The sequence below is a fragment of the Cupriavidus sp. 22TCCZM04-2 genome (assembly GCF_057798895.1).
In genome coordinates this window covers 175,106-195,052 of record NZ_JBYOJS010000012.1, presented here as the reverse complement: position 1 = coordinate 195,052, position 19,947 = coordinate 175,106, and the positions used below count along the sequence as shown (strand labels likewise).

The 19,947-nt window shown below is 64.9% G+C and carries 18 protein-coding genes; 8 read left to right on the top strand and 10 right to left on the bottom strand.

The features are described 5' to 3' along the window. Window positions 1-197 precede the first annotated feature (197 nt). A complete protein-coding gene (locus AC3FKG_RS18920; protein WP_488743847.1) occupies window positions 198-1,598 on the bottom strand; it encodes an ISNCY family transposase in 1,401 nt (466 codons plus the stop codon). Window positions 1,599-1,959: 361 nt separating this feature from the next. Between AC3FKG_RS18920 and aspA the strand changes: the two genes are divergently transcribed. Then, window positions 1,960-3,387 (top strand): aspartate ammonia-lyase, encoded by a 1,428-nt coding sequence (aspA, locus tag AC3FKG_RS18915; protein WP_488743846.1) that lies wholly within the window; start codon window positions 1,960-1,962, stop codon window positions 3,385-3,387. 144 nt (window positions 3,388-3,531) lie between these two features. Beyond that, the gene (locus tag AC3FKG_RS18910) at window positions 3,532-4,302 is read left to right on the top strand and encodes a ferredoxin--NADP reductase (protein ID WP_483714504.1); all 771 of its coding nucleotides are present in this window, start codon (window positions 3,532-3,534) and stop codon (window positions 4,300-4,302) included. Between the two features lie 68 nt (window positions 4,303-4,370). Here the strand turns inward: AC3FKG_RS18910 and AC3FKG_RS18905 are convergent, their stop codons facing one another. Then, window positions 4,371-5,291, bottom strand: a complete 921-nt coding sequence (locus AC3FKG_RS18905; protein ID WP_488743852.1) for a LysR family transcriptional regulator — start codon at window positions 5,289-5,291, stop codon at window positions 4,371-4,373. A gap of 219 nt (window positions 5,292-5,510) precedes the next feature. On the opposite strand from AC3FKG_RS18905, the gene AC3FKG_RS18900 reads away from it, so the two are divergent. After that, window positions 5,511-6,797, top strand: a complete 1,287-nt coding sequence (locus tag AC3FKG_RS18900) for an MFS transporter (RefSeq protein WP_488743845.1) — start codon at window positions 5,511-5,513, stop codon at window positions 6,795-6,797. Between the two features lie 117 nt (window positions 6,798-6,914). Then, complete coding sequence (locus AC3FKG_RS18895; RefSeq protein WP_488743844.1) at window positions 6,915-7,664, top strand: creatininase family protein; 750 nt, start codon at window positions 6,915-6,917, stop codon at window positions 7,662-7,664. An 84-nt stretch (window positions 7,665-7,748) separates the two neighbouring features. On the opposite strand, the gene AC3FKG_RS18890 is transcribed toward AC3FKG_RS18895, so the two are convergent. Beyond that, on the bottom strand, window positions 7,749-8,735 hold the full coding sequence (locus AC3FKG_RS18890; RefSeq protein ID WP_488743843.1) for a Bug family tripartite tricarboxylate transporter substrate binding protein: 987 nt from the start codon (window positions 8,733-8,735) through the stop codon (window positions 7,749-7,751). Between the two features lie 112 nt (window positions 8,736-8,847). Further along, window positions 8,848-10,308: an amidase gene (locus tag AC3FKG_RS18885; protein ID WP_488743842.1), complete on the bottom strand. Its 1,461-nt coding sequence runs from the start codon at window positions 10,306-10,308 to the stop codon at window positions 8,848-8,850. A gap of 133 nt (window positions 10,309-10,441) precedes the next feature. Between AC3FKG_RS18885 and AC3FKG_RS18880 the strand changes: the two genes are divergently transcribed. Further along, a complete protein-coding gene (locus AC3FKG_RS18880) occupies window positions 10,442-11,365 on the top strand; it encodes a LysR family transcriptional regulator (RefSeq protein ID WP_488743841.1) in 924 nt (307 codons plus the stop codon). Between the two features lie 20 nt (window positions 11,366-11,385). Here the strand turns inward: AC3FKG_RS18880 and AC3FKG_RS18875 are convergent, their stop codons facing one another. Continuing rightward, window positions 11,386-11,820 (bottom strand): VOC family protein, encoded by a 435-nt coding sequence (locus tag AC3FKG_RS18875; RefSeq protein ID WP_483714326.1) that lies wholly within the window; start codon window positions 11,818-11,820, stop codon window positions 11,386-11,388. Between the two features lie 145 nt (window positions 11,821-11,965). Here AC3FKG_RS18875 and AC3FKG_RS18870 point away from each other — a divergent pair, with 145 nt between their 5' ends. Both AC3FKG_RS18870 and msrA read left to right on the top strand, forming a co-directional pair. After that, complete coding sequence (locus AC3FKG_RS18870; protein WP_488743840.1) at window positions 11,966-12,838, top strand: LysR family transcriptional regulator; 873 nt, start codon at window positions 11,966-11,968, stop codon at window positions 12,836-12,838. 105 nt (window positions 12,839-12,943) lie between these two features. Further along, on the top strand, window positions 12,944-13,450 hold the full coding sequence (gene msrA / locus AC3FKG_RS18865) for a peptide-methionine (S)-S-oxide reductase MsrA (protein ID WP_483714324.1): 507 nt from the start codon (window positions 12,944-12,946) through the stop codon (window positions 13,448-13,450). A 49-nt stretch (window positions 13,451-13,499) separates the two neighbouring features. Here the strand turns inward: msrA and AC3FKG_RS18860 are convergent, their stop codons facing one another. Together AC3FKG_RS18860 and AC3FKG_RS18855 are read right to left on the bottom strand one after the other, a co-directional pair. Continuing rightward, on the bottom strand, window positions 13,500-14,813 hold the full coding sequence (locus AC3FKG_RS18860; protein WP_483714323.1) for an Nramp family divalent metal transporter: 1,314 nt from the start codon (window positions 14,811-14,813) through the stop codon (window positions 13,500-13,502). Then, entirely contained in the window at window positions 14,806-16,479 is a 1,674-nt protein-coding gene (locus AC3FKG_RS18855; RefSeq protein WP_488743839.1) for a RecQ family ATP-dependent DNA helicase, read from the bottom strand. The genes AC3FKG_RS18860 and AC3FKG_RS18855 overlap by 8 nt, the downstream gene beginning before the upstream one ends. A 390-nt stretch (window positions 16,480-16,869) precedes the next feature. Here AC3FKG_RS18855 and AC3FKG_RS18850 point away from each other — a divergent pair, with 390 nt between their 5' ends. Further along, window positions 16,870-17,088, top strand: coding sequence for a hypothetical protein (locus AC3FKG_RS18850; RefSeq protein ID WP_483714321.1), 219 nt, complete (start codon window positions 16,870-16,872; stop codon window positions 17,086-17,088). Between the two features lie 30 nt (window positions 17,089-17,118). On the opposite strand, the gene AC3FKG_RS18845 is transcribed toward AC3FKG_RS18850, so the two are convergent. From AC3FKG_RS18845 to AC3FKG_RS18835, 3 genes are all read right to left on the bottom strand, one after another. Next, window positions 17,119-18,741 (bottom strand): AAA family ATPase, encoded by a 1,623-nt coding sequence (locus AC3FKG_RS18845; RefSeq protein ID WP_483714320.1) that lies wholly within the window; start codon window positions 18,739-18,741, stop codon window positions 17,119-17,121. Window positions 18,742-18,790: 49 nt separating this feature from the next. After that, on the bottom strand, window positions 18,791-19,468 hold the full coding sequence (locus tag AC3FKG_RS18840) for an alpha/beta hydrolase (protein WP_488743838.1): 678 nt from the start codon (window positions 19,466-19,468) through the stop codon (window positions 18,791-18,793). A 92-nt stretch (window positions 19,469-19,560) separates the two neighbouring features. Continuing rightward, on the bottom strand, window positions 19,561-19,872 hold the full coding sequence (locus tag AC3FKG_RS18835) for a hypothetical protein (RefSeq protein WP_488743837.1): 312 nt from the start codon (window positions 19,870-19,872) through the stop codon (window positions 19,561-19,563). Between the last annotated feature and the right edge of the window lie 75 nt (window positions 19,873-19,947).

Sequence of the window (19,947 nt, the reverse complement as noted above, 5' to 3'; positions counted from 1 at the left end):
TTTGTCGAGGCAAAGTTGAAATGTCCGGGCTCCAGCAAAGTTGAAATGTCCGGTTGTCCGGCGTCTTTTCAGCTTGTTTGTTCAGTCTTTTGGGGTTCCCGTAGGGCGGTGGTGCTGGCCTGACACGACGGAGTCCAGCTCAGGGTGGGGCTGTCATTCCAGCAGGGCGGATTTGAATTCCCAGGAGTAAGCGGAAATCAGTTCTCAGTTCCGTTAAGCGGCCACGGTTGCTGCTGTAAGCGTTTTAGCGCTTCCAACATGTCGTTCTGATCCAGCGAGCGCTGTGACTTCTTGCCTGGCGGTCGCCCACGCTTGCGGACAACGCCTTCGGTGGCAGGCAAAGAGAGAGATCGCGTGTTGTCGCGTTTCTCCTGAACGTACTGCGCCAGTTGCAATACGTGCCCCAGCCGCTTGTTATCCACGATTGCCCCCTGATCGACTTCCGACAGCTTGTCGTAGATGGTGTAGGGCAGGGCGACGCCATTCGCGCGTGGCTCGATCCTGCCGTCGGGGTAGTGATAGACGTCGATATAGCGACCGGCCAACTTCCGATGCTCGGGTGTATCTGCCAGCAGGTAGAGCATCTTGTCGTACTGGATCGTCAGGCTCTTGGAGACGCAGCGCGGCTCGCGCCAGGCGAAGATCAGATCCAGGTTCTCGTCCGGTCGCAGCGGACGATGGGCGTTATGGCTGTTGCGCGGGACCTTGGCGAAGCGCGCGTTGTAGTCCGCGATGAATTCGGGCATGAAGGCGTTGGCAGCTTCCATGGTGCTGATATTGCGAAGGCGCAGTTCCTTGACCAAGCGGTCCTGTAACGTCAGGTGGGTCCGTTCGACGCGGCCCTTGGCCTGGCTGCTGTTGGCGCAGATGCCCTCGATGTTCAGCTCGAACAAGGCCCGGGAAAACTGGGTATGGCCATCGCCGCCGGTCGCGTTCGGCTTGTTGACTCGGAACACGCTGGCCTTATCGCTGTAGAACGCCACGGGCTTGCCATGGCGCTCCAGATAGGCGCGCGTCGCGGCGAAGTATGTGAACGTGGCCTCGGAATGGGTAAAGCGCAGCTCCATGATCCGGCTGGTGGCGTCGTCGACATAGACCAGCAGCGTGCTGGCCGGCGCGCGTTCCTCAAACCAGCGGTGATCGCAGCCGTCGATCTGAATCAGCTCGCCATAGCAGGCACGGCGGTTGCGCGGCTGGTAGACCTTCGGCGGCCGCTGTTTGCGCGGTATCCAAAGCCCAGATGCCGTCATCAGGCGGCGTATCGTTTCCTTGGACAACGTGAGTCCATGGCGTTCGCGCAGCTTCTCGCAGGCCAGCGTCGGCCCGAAGTCGACGTAGTGTTCCCGGATCAGGTTCAGCGCCGCGGCTTCACGGTCGGCCGGCAGCCGGTTGTTGCTCGGGCGGCCGCGCTTGCGGGTCACGAGCCCTGACGGGCCTTCTTGCCGGTAGCGCTCCAGCAACCGCCGCAATTGCCGGTCCGTGATCTCCAACCGTTCGGCGGCCACACCAGGCCGTAACTGACCATCCACGACCGCCTGGACGGTCTTGAGCCTGTCTAACTCATGCATGCTGACTGTAATGACCTCGGATTTAGCCATCCTCTGGCGTCTCCATCGTGTTTCAACCGGGCAGGCTGAATACCACGAATGGACCACTCAGGCGGACATTTGAACTTTGCCAAAACCGGACATTACAACTTTGCCGCTACAACGTTGTCACGCATAATGGTTATTATGTTAAATCAAGGCTCATGCAAATGAGCATGCATCCGAAAGCTTGCGCTGGGTGCCCGGACGCAGCCGCGCTGTAACGCTCTGCTCCCGAGGGTTTATGCTGATTAGGCATAACGAGAAACGAGGCAGCACAAATCCATGAAATCTGCGCATTGGCTGTGGTGCCAGTGCGTCCGGATCCATAGACTGTCTTTCCCAGCATTGCCTCTACGCAAGGAGCGTAACCATGACGGCCGGACTCTTCAGAATCGAACATGATCTCCTGGGGGACCGCGAGGTTCCTGTCCAGGCCTACTACGGTGTACACACCCTGCGCGCGGTAGAAAATTTTCCGATCACAGGCACCCCGATTTCCATCTACCCCGAACTGATCAAGGCGCTGGCCGCAATCAAGCAGGCCGCCGCACAGGCTAACCATGAACTGGGCCTGCTCGACACGGCACGATGCGATGCCATCGTCGGTGCCTGCCAGGAACTGATTGGCGGAAAGCTGCATGACCAGTTCGTCGTCGATGTCATTCAGGGCGGCGCCGGCACCTCGACCAACATGAACGCCAACGAGGTCATCGCCAACCGCGCCCTCGAATTGCTCGGATACCAGCGTGGCGAGTACCAGCACCTGCACCCGAACGAACACGTCAACATCGGGCAGAGCACGAACGATGTCTACCCCAGCGCGCTCAAGGTCGCTACGTGGTTCGGCATCATCGGGCTCGTGGACGCCATGGCGGTCCTGCGGCGCGCTTTCGAAGCGAAGGCCGACGAGTTCGCCCACATCATTAAGATGGGACGCACCCAGCTGCAGGACGCCGTGCCGATGACGCTGGGGCAGGAATTCAGCACCTACGCCGTGATGCTCGGAGAGGACGAGGCCCGCCTGCGCGAAGCCGCCATGCTGATTTGCGAGATCAACCTGGGCGCGACGGCAATCGGAACCGGCATCACCGCACATCCTTCGTATGCCCCGGTGGTGCTGCGGCGCCTGCGCGAGATCACGGGCATCCCCCTGGAAACCGCGCCCAATCTCATTGAAGCGACACAGGACTGCGGCGCCTTCGTGCAGCTTTCCGGCGTGTTGAAGCGCGTTGCCGTGAAGCTTTCAAAGACGTGCAACGACCTGCGCCTGTTGTCGAGCGGGCCGCGCGCGGGGCTGGGCGAGATCAACCTGCCGCCGATGCAGGCCGGCTCCAGCATCATGCCCGGCAAGGTCAACCCCGTGATCCCCGAAGTCGTGAATCAAATCGCCTTCGAGGTCATCGGCAATGACATCACGGTCAGCTTTGCGGCAGAGGCCGGCCAGCTTCAGCTCAATGCGTTCGAGCCGATCATCGCGCACAGCCTGTTCAAAAGCATCAGCCATCTGCGCAACGGCTGCCTGACGCTTGCCGAGCGCTGCGTCAACGGCATCACCGCGAATGCCGACCGGCTGCGCGCCACGGTCGAGAACTCGATCGGCGTCGTGACGGCGCTCAACCCGTACATCGGCTATGCGAATGCGACGGCCGTTGCCCAGGAAGCCCATGCCACGGGCAGCAGCGTGTACGAGATCGTCTTGCGCAAGGGCTTGCTGTCGAAGGAAGAACTCGACCGGATCCTGCGGCCCGAGACGCTGACGCAACCGGTGCCGCTGGACTTGCACGGAAAATTGCATTGAGCACGATCGCCGCGGCAGCCGGAGCGTTTCAGCGTAGACAACGCCGGTGGGCGTATGAGGCCCCCCTCCTCTGCTCCCGCCTTCTGCGCCCTCCCCGGATTCGCGTTAACATTCCGCAGTCCCCGCACCCGGCTTGACTTCCTCATGAGCAACCTCAACCAGCAATCGGTACTTACCGTTCACCACTGGACAGACACGCTGTTCAGCTTTACCTGCACCCGCGATCCCGGCTTTCGCTTCGAGAATGGCCAGTTCGCCATGGTCGGCCTGGAAGTCAATGGCCGCCCCTTGTTGCGCGCCTACAGTATTGCCAGCGCCAATTACGAAGAGACGCTGGAGTTCTTCAGCATCAAGGTTCCGGGCGGTCCGTTGACGTCTCGCTTGCAGCACCTGAAAGTCGGCGACCCGGTTTTCGTCGGCAAAAAGCCGACCGGCACCTTGCTGGTCGACAACCTGTTGCCAGGCAAGACGCTATGGCTGCTCGCCACCGGCACTGGCCTGGCTCCGTTTCTCTCGATCATCCGCGACCCGGAGGTGTACGAGCGCTACGACAAGATCGTGTTGACCCATACCTGCCGGTATGTGGAAGAGCTGGCCTATCAGGAACTGATTTCAGAGCACCTGCCGCAGCACGAATACCTCGGTGAACTGGTACGCGAGAAGCTGGTCTATTTCCCGACCGTCACCCGCGAGGATTTCCACACCCGCGGCCGGATCACCGAACTGATCGAGACCGGCGAGTTGTTCGACCGTCTGGAGGTCGGGCCCTTTTCGACCGAACGCGATCGCGTCATGCTGTGCGGCAGCCCGGACATGCTCAAGGAAATTCGCGGGCTGCTCGAAGCGCGCGGCTTCGTGGAAGGCAATATGAACCACCCGGGCCATTTCGTGCTGGAAAAGGCCTTTGTCGGGTAGGCTTCAGGCTTGTCGGTGTCGAAGGCATGCGGGATCGCCGGCGAGAATGACGTCCGGCGAAATCCCGTTCATTCTCTTTCGCCGGAAAACATCGTCATTCGCTGCGAGATATGGTCCAGCAGCGCCAGCGCCGCCGCCGGCAAAGGGCGACCGGCCTTGACCAGCAACCGCGCCTGCGTTCCCTGGAAAAGCGGATGGTCAAGCGGCACCACAGCGAGGGTGCCGGCCGCGATCTCCCGATACGCAGCAAACTCGCCGATCAACGTCATGAAGTTTTCGTAGGCGACGAACTGCTTGAGCGCAGTGAGGGAATTGCTCACCAGCGTCGGGCGAATCCGGATGTTCTCGGCAAATTCCAGCATCTGCAATGCGTGCCCGACGCCGAACGACGGCGGCATCATCGCCAGCGGATAGGACTGCAGGTCGCCAATGCTCGCCGGACCGCCCCGCAAGGCCAGCGGATGGTCGCGCCGGAGCAGCACCACCACGGGCTGCGATGCGCTCGCCCGATACGCGATGCGCGGATGCGGAGGCGGATTGTAGGCCAGGCCGATGTGCGCGCGGCTTTCCGCGACTTCGTTCAGCACGTCATCGACCGGGAGGATATCCAGCCGGATGTCGAGCTCGGGGTATTGCGCGCAGAACGGCGCCAGGACTTCATTGACCAGCGGATCCACATAGCCCTCGCTCATCGCCAGGTGGACCTCGCCTTGCCGCAGCCCCTGCAGCGCGTGCAGCTCGTCTTCGAGTTTCTCCTGGTGCGATCGGTAGCCGCGCCAGAACTCGATCAGGTGCGCGGCCGCGGCCGTCGGACGCAGCCCGCGCGGCTCCCGCTCGAACAGCATCGCCCCTAGCTCTTCTTCCAATAGCCGGATCTGGCGCGTGATGACGGACGGCGAGGTGTTCAGGCTGTCAGCCGCCCCACGGATGGTCCCGTGCACCAGCACCTCCCGGAAATACCGCAAACGCTGCTGATTGATCTCACGCATTCTGGAATGTTCGCAGGACAGATGTGTCGGGGAAACGCCCACCTTACCCCAACCACGCGGCTTGTGCGCATCATGGCTTGCCGCCTTGCGCCGTATCAGTCACCTGCGTTGCTCAAAAGGCAACAACCCGTGAACACAGTTGCTGTTTGCCGGAACACTCCGCGCTGTCACGATCCGTTTCCAGAAGACGCCATCCACAGGCGATACCAAGGAGACAGGATGTTTGCAAACCCGACCGCAAGCGCCGTTGACAGCGCGACCGCGCTTTACAGCAAGATCAACTGGCGGCTGCTTCCCTTCCTGATGATCTGCTACCTGTTCGCCTACCTTGACCGGGTCAACGTGGGCTTTGCCAAACTGCAGATGCAGAGCGACCTTGGCTTCTCCGATGCGGCGTACGGCATCGGCGCGGGCATCTTCTTCATCGGCTATGTGCTGTTCGAAATACCGAGCAACCTGATGCTGCCTCGCATTGGCGCGCGCAAGACGTTCAGCCGCATCCTGGTGCTGTGGGGCATCACCTCCGCCTGCATGCTGTTCGTGCGCAATGTGCCGATGTTCTATGCCATGCGCTTCCTGCTGGGCATCTTCGAGGCGGGCTTCGCCCCGGGGATGATCTACTACCTGTCCTGCTGGTATGGTCCGCAACGCATGGCCCGGGCCATCGCCATTGTCTTCCTGGCGGGGCCGATCGGTGGCATTGTCGGCGGCCCGGCCTCGGCGTGGCTGATGACTACGCTCGCCGGGACCGCCGGCCTGGCGGGCTGGCAGTGGATGTTCCTGGTCGAGGGCCTGCCCTGCATCCTGCTCGGCATTCTGTCGCTCCGGTTCGTGCCAAACCGCCCGGCGGACGCCGCCTGGCTGACCACGCGGGAACAGCGCCTGCTCGAAGCCGAACTGGGGGCTCCTGTCGGCCACAAGCACGCCTTCAGGGCCGTGGCCCGAGACGCGCGCGTCTATGTGCTGGCACTGGCCTACTTCTGCCTGATTGCCGCGATCTATGCCATCAGCTTCTGGCTCCCGAGCCTGATCAAGGCGCTCGGCGTGTCCGACACGGTGCAGCTTGGCTGGTACTCGGCCATCCCCTACGTGGCCGCCGCGTTTGGCATGTATTTCATGGGGCGCAGGTCCGACCGGGTAGGCGAGCGACGCATCCACTGCGCGGTACCCGCCATGGCGGCCGGGCTGTTGCTTGGCGCATCGACTCTGGCCGGTGGCAGTCTCGCCGTCTCGCTGGTCTTGCTCACCCTTGCCACGATGTGCCTGTGGATGGCCTACACCGTGTTCTGGGCCATGCCCGCCGAGTACATCAAAGGTCCGGCGGCAGCCGGTGGCATCGCGCTGATCAACACGATCGGATTGTCGGGCGGCTTTTGGGGACCGGCCATCATCGGGTGGGCCAAGACGGCGACCGGCACCCTGCACGCCGGCTTGCTCGTGCTTGCCTTCCTGCCATTGGCCGCAGCGCTGATCATCCTGGCGAACAAGCTGCCGGCGAAGCGGTAATCAACCTCGAAGCAGCGCGCGCTGGCTGCCGTTCAACCGGAAAACCGGGTCGCCAGGGTGTGCTGCCATGTCAAACTGTCCGATTCTGTTGGGGCGGGCAAGGAAAGGAGTCACAACATGCTTTTACATCTGTCGACCTGGTCTGAAATCGAGCGGTTCCTGCAGCGTAGCCGCACCATCGTCATCCCGATCGGTTCCAACGAGCAGCATGGGCCCACCGGCCTGCTTGGGACTGACTGGCTGTGCCCGGAGATCATTGCGCGCCAAGCCGAGAAAGTCGCCGACATCCTGGTCGGGCCGACATTCAATACCGGCATGGCCCAGCATCACCTGGGTTTTCCGGGCACCATCAGCCTGCGCCCGTCCACCTTCATTGCCGCGATCGGTGACTGGACACGCTCGCTGGCAGGCCATGGCTTCGAGAAGATCCTGTTCCTCAACGGGCACGGCGGAAATATCGCCTCGATCGAAGCCGCGTTCTCCGAGATCTACGCCGAGGCAAGCTTTGGCCGGCGACGCGCGGGTTTCGCCCTGAAGCTCTGCAACTGGTGGGACCTGGATGGCGTGGGCGACCTGGCGCGCGAGCAGTTTCCGAGCGGCCATGGGTCGCACGCCACCCCCTCGGAAATCGCCATTACGCAATGGGCCTTCCCCGATGCCATCAAGCACGCCGACTACGTGCCACGAATCGCCCCGTCAGGCCCAATCCGCGACGCACTCGACTTCCGCGCGCGCTACCCGGACGGCCGCATCGGCTCCGATCCGGGACAGGCCACTCCGCAAAAGGGCGAGGCACTCGTTATGCTGGCCGCGCAAAGCCTGGCGCGCGAACTGGAATGCTTCGGCAGCGAGCCCATTCCGGCCTGATGGCGTCCGTGACGACTGCCGAGGGGGAGGAAATCCATTGGCTAGTAGATACGCAATGCCTCGCCCCCCTGCTTCCCTACTCCCCTACTCCGCCCGGATGTCCGCGCGCGCCGCCACGGCGCGCATTTCCGGCAATTCCTTCTCGACCCGCGCCTTGACCGCCGCGCCATTGCCATAAGCCGGTGTCAGCCCCAGTTCGACCATCCGCGCCCTGGTCGCCGGCGCATTGGCGACCTCCTCCAGCGCCTTTTCCAGCTTCTGCTGTACCGGCGCAGGCAGGCCAGCCGGCGCCATCAACGCGAACCAGGTGCCCATCTGGAACCCGGGATAGCCGCTTTCCGCCACCGTTGGCACTTGCGGCAACGCCGGCAGCCGCTGCGCCGACAGCACTGCCAGCGGCTTGATCTTGCCGCCCTTGATCAGCGGCAGGCTGGCCACCACGGTGTCCACCGCGACCTGCACCTGGCCGCCGGCCAGCGCGGTCAGGCTGGGTGCGCTGCCATTGAACGGGACATGGACCATGCGCGTGCCGGTGGCTGCCTTCAGCATCTCCCCGCCGAAATGGACCGAAGAACCCGCACCGAAAGAGCCATAGGAAAACTTGTCGGGACTCGCCTTCGCCTGGGTCACGAGATCCTTCAGCGAATTGACGGGGATCCCGGGGGTGACCACCAGTACCAGGCTCATGTCCGCGACCAGTCCCAGCGGCGCAAAGCTCTTGACCGGGTCGTACGCCAGGTTGTGCCGGATCGCCGGGTTCAGTGTCAGCGTGGTGCTCGCGGCGAGCAGCAGCGTGTAACCGTCCGGCGTGGCCTTCGCGACTTGCGTGGCGCCGATCACCGTGCTGGCCCCTGGCTTGTTTTCCACCACCACCGATTGCCCTAGCTTCTCGCTCAGGCCGACCGCCAGCAAGCGGCCCAGCACGTCGGTCGCGCCGCCGGCCGCAAACGGCACCACCAGCCGGATCGGATGCTCGGGCCAGTGGGCCCCCTGCGCCGCGGCCGGCGTCGTGGCCAGCGCGGCGGCCAGGCCAGCGCATGCAAGGAACAGCTTCGTGGGCGTTGCGGTCATCGTTCAACTCCTGCCTGCAGTTTTTTAGGGGAAAGCGGGGAAAAAACGGGAGAAAGCGAAGCAATGCGGGTGGCGGCGGGCCACCCGCTCGACAAACCTGACGCCTTGAGGCCTACCCCAGCAACGGGCTGCGCAGGCGAGAGAAGCCGCTCGCATGGTCGTAGGCATGGCCGAGCTGCAGCACCGCGGCGTCGGTCTGCGCAGGTCCGATGATCTGGATGCCGGCAGGCAGCCCCTGGCGGCTGAAACCCGCTGGCGCCGCCAGGGCCGGCAGTCCCGCCATGGTCGCCGGCACCACGGCCTGCATCCAGCGGTGATAGGTGTCCATGTCGCGGCCGCCGATGGCGTGCGGCCAGTCCAGCTCGGCTTCGAAAGGGAAGACCTGCGCGGCCGGCATGACCAGGTAGTCGAAGCGCTCGAACAGCGCGCGCAATGCCTGGTACCACGCGCTGCGCTCGCTCATGGCCTCATACACGCGCGGACCGGTCAGTGCCAGCCCGCGTTCGATTTCCCAGACGGCCTCCGGCTTGAGTTGGGCCCGCCTGGCGGGATCGCGATAGAGCGCATGGTTGGCGCCCGCCACGGCAAAGCTGCGCAGGTCGATCCACGCGTGCCAGAGGCGCTCAAGGTCGAAGTCCGGCAGCGCAGCGTCGACCGTGCAGCCCAGCGCACGCAGGTGACTAAGCGCCATGACGCACGTGTCGAGCAAGCCGGCTTCGGTTGGCAAATGGCCGCCAAGGTCGCCGAGCCAGCCGATGCGCACGCCGGTCCAGTCTCTCTCCGGCGGCAGGACGAAGCTGCCCGGGGCCTCGGCGCGGCGCGTCAGCGGCAGGCGCGCGTCGAACCCCGCCTGCGCCGACAGCAGCAGCGCCAGGTCCGGCACATTGCGCGCCATTGGCCCGGCCACGCTGAATTGCTGGAAGAAGACCTCGTCGGCCGGCCCGTGCGGCACGCAGCCGAACGAGGTGCGCAGGCCATAGACATGGTTGAACGCGGCCGGCGTGCGCAGCGATCCCATCATGTCGGAACCATCGGCCACCGGCAGCATGCGCAGCGCCACCGCGACGGCAGCCCCGCCGCTGCTGCCGCCGGCCGAGCGCGCCGGCTCCCACGCGTTGCGGGTGGTGCCATAGACAGGGTTGTACGTATGGCCGCCCAGCCCGAACTCGGGCGAATTGGTGCGGCCGACGAACAGTGCGCCGCCGGCGCGCATGCGCTCGAAAATGACGGCGTCGGTCTGGCTGACCTGGCCCGCGAAGATCGGCGACCCCTTGGTGGTGACCATGCCGGCGGCCGGCATGATGTCCTTGGGCGCCTGCGGGAAACCGTGCAACGGGCCGCGGCGGGCGCCCCGGGCGAGTTCGTCGTCGAGCCCCGCCGCCTGCTTGCGCAGCGTGTCCCGGTCCACCGGCGCGACGATGGCGTTGACGCGCGGATTGTGGCGGTCGATCTGCGCCAGGTACGCATCGAGCACCTCCACGCACGACACCTCGCGCGCCTGGATGGCCCGTGACACGGCAACAGCGTCGAGTTCGACGATGGAATCGGTCGGGGTGCCGGGAATCGCGTTCATGGAAGCCTGTCTCCTCTGTCCTTGTGTCAGGAAAGAGCATAGGGGCGGCGTGGGTTTCCCACAATCGAGGATTTTTTCAAATACCCTTGCATAAAACGCAAACCTGGATCGCACCCTGGCCCAAACATCACCGATGCTCTCGCACCGCCTGCAGGACACCTCGCTGCGCTATTTCCTGGAAGTCGTCCGCACCGGTTCGCTGACCGACGCGGCGCACCGGCTCAACGTCACCGTGTCCGCGGTGAGCCGCCAGGTGGCGGCCATGGAAGCCTTGCTGGGCGTGCCGCTGTTCGAGCGCCGTCCGCGCGGCATGGTGGCCAGCGCCGCCGGCGAGTTGCTGGCCGCCTATGCGCTGCGCAATGCGCTGGAGGCCGATCGGGTAGTGACGGAGATCGCCGCGCTGCAGGGGTTGCGACGCGGGCGCGTGCGGGTGGCCAGTTCGGCGGAATTCGCCATCGAGTTCCTGCCGCGCGCCATTGCCGACTTCCGCGAGCGCTATCCGGGCTTGCACTTCCATGTGCGCGTGGCCCCGCCGGCGGAGGTCACGGGCATCGTGCTGCATGGCGACGCGGATATCGGCATTACGTACAGCCGGGCCGCCGAGCAAGGGATCCGGGTCGAACACCGCCAGGCGGCGCCGGTGATTGCCATCATGCGGCCCGATCATCCGCTGGCGCGGTTTCGCAGCCTCACGCTGGCGCAGATGCAGCCGTATCCGCTGGCGCTGCCGGAAGGCGACAACACCGTGCGCCAGCTCTTCGACATTGCCTGCGGCGAACGCGGCATCGCCTTCGAGCCGGTGCTGGTGAGCAACCAGTTCGAGACCCTGACCAGCTTCGTGCTGCACGGCGGCGGGCTGTCGATTTCGGGCGGGGTGACGGTGGGCGACCGACTGCGCCGCGGCGAACTGCACGCCGCGACGATCCGCGAACGCGGCATGAGAAGCCGTGCGATTGAACTGCAGTCCCTGGCCGGGCGGACCTTGCCCGATGGCGTGCGGGCCTTCCTCGGCTTCGTGCGTGACCGGCTGGTGGAGGAAGCCGCCCTCGCCGCCTGAGTGCGCCCCGCGCGGCCGGCTTACTTCGCGAACAGCGAGGACATGTCGGCAAACGCCTTCAGCTCCAGCGCGTTGCCCGACGGATCCAGGAAGAACATGGTGGCCTGCTCGCCGACCTCGCCCTTGAAGCGGATATGCGGCTCGATGACGAATTTCACGCCGGCCGCGGCAAGCCGGTCCGCCGCGGCTTGCCAGGCTTCCATCGACAGCACGGCGCCGAAATGGCGTACGGGCACGGCGTGGCCGTCCACGGCACTGGTGCCATGGTGGCCGCATTCCTCGGGCGACAGGTGCGCCACGATCTGGTGGCCATAGAAGTTGAAGTCGATCCACGCGTCCGAACTGCGGCCTTCGGGGCAGCCTAGCAAGGCGCCATAGAACTCGCGCGCGCTGGCAAGATCGTGGACCGGGAAGGCCAGGTGGAACGGGGGAATGACGGCAGTGGTGGCGCTCATGGTTCGGGGGCTCAAGGATGGAAACGTTGGAAGGCGGCTGGCCCAGGCCGGGCCGGCGCCCACAGAGCACAAGTCTATGCATGACGAATGATGATGAAAAGCGATATATTTTCACGCTGAGTCACATCAAAATCGATCAATCAGCATGCTGCGAGAACTACGCACCTTTATTGCGGTCGCCCGGCACGGCACCTTTGCCGGCGCTGGCGCACGGATCGGGCTGACCCAATCGGCGGTCAGCGCGCAGATCCACCGGCTGGAAGACGAATTGGGTTTTCCGCTGTTCGATCGCACCGGGCGCTCCGCCCGGCTCAATGCCGCCGGCCGGGACACGCTCGGACTCGCCGAGGAACTGGTCGCGCTGTATGAACGGATCGGCCACCGGGGACCCGATGCGCAAGGCGGCATGGTGCGCATCGGCGCCATTGCGTCGGCGCAAGTGACTTTCCTGCCCGATGCCATCGCCCGCTTTCGTGCCGAACTGCCGGGGTGCCGCGTGCGCATGGTGCCGGGCGTCTCGCTGAGCCTGCTGGGCCAGGTCGATGCCGGCGACATCGATATCGCGGTGCTGATCCGGCCGCCCTATGCGCTGCCGGCAGAACTGGACTGGCGCCCGTTGCTGCGCGAGCCGTTCGAGCTGCTGGTGCCGCCGGCCATGGCCCACTGCGACTGGCGCGACGCCATCCAGTCGGCGCCGTTCATCCGCTACGACCGCGGCTCGTTCGGCGGCCGGCTGGTCGACCAGTTCCTGCGCCAGCAGCGCGTGGTGGTGCAGGAAGCGGTCGAACTCGACGAACTGGAAGGTATCGTGCAACTCGTGGCGCGCGGGCTGGGTGTGGGGCTGTCCCCGCGCACGTTTGCCGCGGCACCATGGCCGCCGGGCGTCGTGGCGCTGCCGCTGGGTGCGGACACGTTTTATCGGGAGGTCGGCCTGGTCGAGCGGGCGCCGCACAGCCGCCAGCCCGTCGCCAGCCGGCTCGCGGAGCGCATTGCCGAAGCCGCGCGGGCACTGACCTGATAGCGTTACTGTCCGGCTACCGCCAGAATAGAACCTCTGCGCAAGCCCGACCGGGGGAACGACCTGGCGCGTGCGGGCAACGCAACCGAATCAAAGGACCCAACCATGACCACACAATCCGAAATCGCCATCCTGGCAGGCGGCTGCTTCTGGGGCATGCAAGACCTGCTGCGGCGGTATCCGGGCATACTCGCCACGCGCGTGGGCTACACCGGCGGCGACGTGCCGAACGCCACCTACCGTCACCACGGCACCCACGCGGAAGCCATCGAGATCGTCTTCGATCCCATGCAGATCAGCTATCGCCAGATCCTGGAGTTCTTCTTCCAGATCCACGATCCGACCACGAAGAACCGCCAGGGCAATGACATCGGCACGAGCTATCGGTCTGCCATCTTCTATCGCGACGATGCGCAGAAACAGGTGGCGCAAGACACGATTGCCGATGTCGATGCGTCCGGACTGTGGCCCGGCAAGGTTGTGACCGAGGTCGTGCCCGCGGGCCCGTTCTGGGAAGCCGAGCCGGAACACCAGGACTATCTGGAGCGTTATCCCAACGGCTACACCTGCCATTTCATCCGGCCCGGCTGGAAGCTTCCCAAGCGCGGCTGACGGCACGGCAGTCCGGGGCGGCGCGCCTTCAGGGGGGCGCCGCTCCCGCTCAAAAGGCAATCACCACGCTCACCAGCAGTGAAGCCCACATCAGCGCGGTGGCGAGCCACGCGAGCGAATGCACCAGCACCGGCGTACGGAACTCTCCCACTACGGCCTTGTGTCGTGACATCAGCTGAAGCATCACCATGGCGGGCGCCGCGGCGACACCGTTCAGGACCGCACTCCACACCAGCATTTTCGCGGGCTCAATGGGCAACCAGCACAGCGTGGTGCCGATGAGCATCGTGATGGCGATCACCGCGTAGAAACTCCTGGCCGATAGCGGCTTCTCTTCCAGGCTGCGTCGCCAGCGCAGCGCCTCGGCGGCCGCATAGCCGACGGATCCGGCCAGGACGGGGACGGCGAGCAGGCCGGTTCCGATAATGCCCAGGCTGAACAGCAGCACCGCCCACTTTCCGGCTACCGGCTCCAGCGCCTTCGCCGCGGCTGCCGAACTGTCGATGTCCAGGACGCCGGCCTGATGCAAGGCATACGAAGCGGTGATCATGATGCAAAGCGCGATGGCCGCGGACACGACCATGCCCGCGATGGTGTCCACGTTGATGCGACGGAACTGCTCGCTGGCCTGCTCGGGCGCATCGTGAAGCGGCAACGCGGCACCATCCATCCCTATCTCCTCGACTTCGCTGGCGGCCTGCCAAACGAACAGATAGGGGCTGATGGTGGTGCCCAGCACGGCAACGACTATGGCCAAATAACTGCCGGAGAACTCGAAGCGCGGCCATACCGCTGCCAGGGCGGCTTCGCGCCAGTCGATGTGGAGCAGGAACATCGCTGCGACATACACCAGCAGCGAGAGACTGAGCCATCGGAGATAGTTCGCGTACTTCCGGTACGGGACGAACAGTTGCAGACCCAGGGACACCGCTGCGAAGACCACCGTGTAGAGCCAGCGCGAGCCGCCCGCCACAAGCGCCAGGGCGTCGCCCATGGCCGCCAGGTCCGCGCCGACATTGAGCGTGTTGGCAACGACCAGCAACACCACGAAGCCGTACGCGAGCGGTCGGGACTGATGGCGGCGAATATTGGCCACGACGCCCCGCCCGGAAATGCGGCCCAGCCTGGCGCAGACCAACTGTATGGCGATCATCAGCGGGAGCGTCAACAGCACGCTCCAGAGCAAGCCATTGCCGAACTGCGCGCCGGCCTGGGCGTAGGTAACGATGCCGCTGGGATCATCGTCAGCCGCGCCGGTCACCAGGCCCGGCCCCATGAGCTTGTACCAGGGTACGTTGCCGTCGGGTTTTGTTCCGGCTGCGGCCCCTGCTTCGGCAACCACGCCTGTGTCGGACTTATCCACGATAGGCTCCCCGGTTAGCAACGCTCGCCGTGCCACGGCGCTGGCCCGCACGACGCAGATACCGCGGCAGGAAGCGGCGCACGCCGTCATCGGGAAAGCGCACTTCCACCCACTCCGCCGACACGGCGACCACCGTGCCCGCACCGAAGCGCCGCGCGCGCACCTCGTCGCCCTCGGCGAACGGGGCCGGCGTCGTGCCGGTCGGCACCGTCTGACCGACGTTGATCTGATGCGCCGTGGCCTCTGCGAGGCGCCGGCAACTATCGCAGGTGCCGCAGCGCTCGGGCCCCTCGGTTTCGTCGTAGTACTCCAGCAGCAGCTTCCAGCGACAACGCCCGCTATGCGCATAGTCGAGCATGGCCTGCAGCGTCTCGCGGTCTTCGCGGCTGCGCGCGTCGTAGCGCGCGGCGATGGTCTCGATGTCCCCGGCCTGGCCGTCGCGCAACGAGAACCGACCGTCGCGGCCACGCTTCACGACGCCGAAGTCCGCCAGCATTCTCATGCCCGCCTGCAATCGGCGGGCGCCAATCTGCGGCAGCGCCGTCCGCATTGCCGGCAGGGCCATGGGAGTGCCCCGCAAGGCGGTGGCCATTTGCCGCAGGTCGGAGGCCGCCGGATAGCGGTTGGCCAGGAAGAAATGGTGGATGCGCTTGTCCTTCTCGTCGAAAACCAGCGTACAGCGCGCGGTCCCGCCGTCGCGCCCGGCTCTCCCGGACTCCTGGTAATAGGCATCGAGGCTACCCGGACACTGCGCATGGACGATGAAACGCACGTCGGGTTTGTCGATGCCCATGCCGAAGGCGTTAGTCGCGACCATCACGTCCGCGCGCCCCGCCATGAACGCCTGCTGTGCCTCGCGGCGCTGGGCGGCCGTGCGGCGGCCATGATAGAGCGCCACGCTTTTTCCTGCTTGCTGCAGGTCGCCGTAAAGCTGCTCCGCCAGCGCGACGGTGGCGGTGTAGACGATGCCCGCGCCCCGCCCCGCCGCTACCTGTCGCAGTACGGCCTCCAGCCGTTCGGACTCTCCGGACACATGCTCGACCGAATAGATCAGGTTTGGCCGGAACAGCGGCGCTCGCACGATGCGGGGCTTGCGCATGCGCAGGTGGGTGGCGATGTCCTTGACGACGGCGTCTGTCGCCGTGGCGGTAAGCGCCAGGATGGTCGGTCGCGACAATGCCATGGCGGCATCGCCCAGCCCAAGATAAGCCGTTCGAAAATCGTGTCCCCATTGCGAGATGCAGTGCGCTTCATCCACCACGAACAAGCGGACGTCGTTGCGGCGCACGGCTTCCATGACGGCCTTGTCCTCGAGTTGCTCCGGCGTCGTCAGCAAGATGCGCTCGCGCCCTCTTGCGAGGCTGTCCAGCGCGGCATCCCCTACGGCACTGTTGACCACCGCGGGCGGCAGATCCAGGCGATCCAGCTTGCCTGCCTGGTCCTGCATCAATGCAATGAGCGGTGAAACGACCACGGTGAGTCCTTGCTGCAACAGCGCAGGCAACTGGAAACACAGAGACTTACCGCTGCCGGTCGGCATGATGGCGATCGTATCGTGGCCCTGCAGCACACTGGCAAGGACGTCGGCCTGCCCGGGACGCAGGTGCGTCACGCCAAAGCGGTCGTGCAGGATCTGCATCAGGGCGCGCGGCAACGTCTGTGGCATGGGCGTCGGAGGAAAGCATCTCCCTGAGCCAGCAATATCCGTGCCGCTCGTGCATTGGCTTGCGTCCCTTGCAGGGATTCGGGGGGACCATGGTGCGCCCGTTGGAAAGGCACCCTTTTTGCGTCCGTTCTGTCCCGAACTTACATTTCCGCGCCAGCCCCGCCGTTCGGGCTGTCTGCAATGCGCGGATTACGAACATCCCGCGACCATTTCAATTTGTGGGGAATTTCACTAGCCTGATTTCCCTGGGAGGCCTGCGCGAATCACTTTTCCACAGCACGGATACACGCGCACGCATCTCCGTACAACGAAAAAACTGGAGAAGAGATCGTGCGTTCAGTATTTCATCGAGCCAGTCCGGAAAAGGTCGCCGCGAAGGAACTGCAGCAGATGCGCCTCACCCTGTTCCAGTCGGAGCGCCGCCTGCTCAATGCGCAGATGCAGGCGGCTTACTACCGCGATATCGTCGCATTTATGGAGGATGTCGCCTCAAGCGGACTGGAAAGCGTCGTCGACAGGCGCGCTGCGCCGGCGCAACCTGCGCCTGATTTCCCTGACCCGTCCTCGCTCGAATCCGCCACGGTCCCCATTGCCCCCGTCGCGGCGTAATGAGCCTGGCCACGCCACTGCCCGGCCCGGCTACTCAATCGCGCGGAACTGCGCGCAGAGCCGGAACACGTCTTCAGTCAGCGCGATCTGCTTCGCCTTGACGTAGCGCGTCGCGAGTTTCATCAGTTCCTTGATGTCGCGTCCGCTCGCGTTTGGATAGGCAGCGGTCAGGGCCTCCACCAGTGCATCGGACGGCGCCGCGCCGCACTGCTCGGCCTGCAGGCGCCACAGGCGCGCAGCATCGTCCCGGCTCGGGGTCTCGTAGTGGATCGTGGCGATGCAGCGCGACAGGATGGCGTCGTCGACATCGCCGGTGCGGTTCGTGGTCATGAACAGCAGGCCGCTGAAATACTCCAGCGTGCGCAGGAATTCCGCGACGATGGCGTTGTGCTCCAGGTCATTGTCGCGCCGGCGGATATAGACATCGGCCTCGTCGAGCAGGAGCACCGCATTCCAGCGCATGGCACGGCGCAGGATTTCCATGAGCGATGCGCCCACCGAGGCCGCGGTCGTGCCGAGCTGCCCCGAATGCACGCGATACAGCGGCTTGCCTACGACTTCCGCATACACCTCCGCGGTCAGTGTCTTGCCAAGTCCGGGCGCTCCCTGGCAGAGGATGGTCGTACCGCCCGACTTGCCGGGCACGAAGTCCTGAACCAGCACGTCCATGTGCGAGGTCAGGATATCGATCAGGTCGCGATGGTGATCCGGCAGCACCAGCTTGTCGCGCAGTTCGGGCCGGTAGCGGTATTCGGTCAGGTGCTGGACATGCACCCAGACGTTCTGGTGCCACTCCAGGTGGAACAGGTGGACGTAGCCGTGCAGCGGCACTTTCTCGAAGCCGCTGGGGACGCCGGCCCTGCGCCAGAACTCGGCATCGCAGACCACTTCGAAACGGCGTTCGAGCCGTTCCTCGTCGTTGATGCAGCGTGCGGCCGCGCCGTCGCCAAGGCGCGCCAGCGCGACGTTGCCCTTGCCCTCGACGGTGAAGGCGGCTCCCGTCGCGATGAACTGCGCGCCAAAGCGGCGCTGGTAGCGCAAGAAGCGCTGCGCGTGCAACGCGTACTCCTGCCGGAACTCCGCGCACTCCTTGAAGAAGCCGAAGTCCGCGAGCAATTCGGGAATGGTGCGGTCGACGATCTCGTCGCGCGTGATGACGATCGAAGTCGTCATGCCCCCTCTCCGGAGGGTCGGATCGGTCAGGGCCGAGTTGGCGGACTGCATTGTGTTTGCCAGCAGGTCGATGGCGACATACGGCATGCCTTGCTCCGGCTCCACATGGCGGATGCGCAGGACCAGCCACGGCAGCAGCACGCCATCGCGGCCGCGCTGGTACAGCCACCCATCGATGGCATCGCGCGACAGATAGGCGACCAGCCCGGCCACCAGCATCTCCAGACCCGGTATGGTGCGCGCCTGCGGTGCGTTGTAGATGTTGTCGAGCGCCAGCATCTGGAACAGCAGTTCGCGCTCGTTCTGCGCCTTGCTCAGTGTATAGAGCGAACTCAGCGACTGTGCATCGAACAGGCGCGCCGACACCAGCATGTTGCCGTGGCAGAGGCCGTGCTCCCTGAGCTGCCGCGCCAGTGGCGATTCGGCCTCGATCATAGCGAGCAGCGGATGGATCAGGGACTGCGGGATTTCGAAGTTCATGGGTTGCGCTCCGTTAGCGTCGTACCCCCCCGGGCCGCGCAACGGTGCGCTATGCCAGGAAGAAGCGGATGGCCTCGCCGACCACGGCCGGCTGGATGGCATGCGGGCCGTCGAACTCGACATATTCGACCTCGTAGCCGGCCGCCTTCAGCCTGGTGGCATGGGTGCGTCCGCTGGTCTGCACGGGCAATTGCTCGTCGCCCGATCCATGCGCGATGAAGACCCTTGGCGTGCCCTCCTGCATGAACACGGACATGAAGCCGCCCGAAAAGGCGATCACGTGGCTGGCGATATCGCCATTGGTAATGCCGATCGAGAGCGCGTAGCTCGCTCCGTCCGAAAAACCGGCAAACGCGAGCCGGTCGCGACGGATCGGGTAACGCGCCCCGACCGCCGCCAGTGCGTGATGCAGTTGCTGCAGGTCGGGACCGTTGCCGCCAATCACGATGTCCCACGTGGGAAAGGTCGAATGCGGCGCGAGGATGAGGAACTTGTGCGCATCCGCATGGGGTTCGATAAATGGCAGCACCTTCTCCGGAAACCCGCCCGCACCGTGGAACATGATCCACAGCGGCACCGGCGCATCCACCTGGATGCCTTCGGGCACGTACAGGACGGCGTCGCGTTCGCCGGCGATGCCAAGGCGATGGCGCCCCGGCGGCAATGGCAGGTCCGACGGAATGGCGTGCGTAAAGGCCATCCGGCCGAGCAGCGAAGGATCGAACATGGCGCAAACCAAGCAAGGATTACATGGTGATATGTAATATATCACCATGTTGTGCGCAAGGCGACCTTTGGTGGCAGTTGCCGGGGGCGCCATCAATGCCTGAGATCTTGCTGATAAACGACGCGCTGGCCGTCGGCGTTGGCCGCGGCCACCGCTTCGATGGCCGCGCTTTCGGGCAAGGGGCCGGTCAGGCTCAGTTCGATCTGGTCACCGGGCATCGGCCGCGCCATCAGGAGCCGTTCGTGGTGGTGGCAATACAGCGCGAAGCTGACGCCACGGCGCACCGCATGCGTGGCCCCGGCGCAGAAGCGGCCGACGCAAATCGGGCAATTCCAGTGCCAGGCATCCGGCGCGGACTCCGGCGCATGGGCGTAGCACTGGATGAATTGTGATGATGTCGCCATGAAATCCCCGCAGTTTCTCGGGACGAGATGCTCACCAGCGTAGGACAAAGGCGCCGGGGTCGCGGCCCTTTTTCT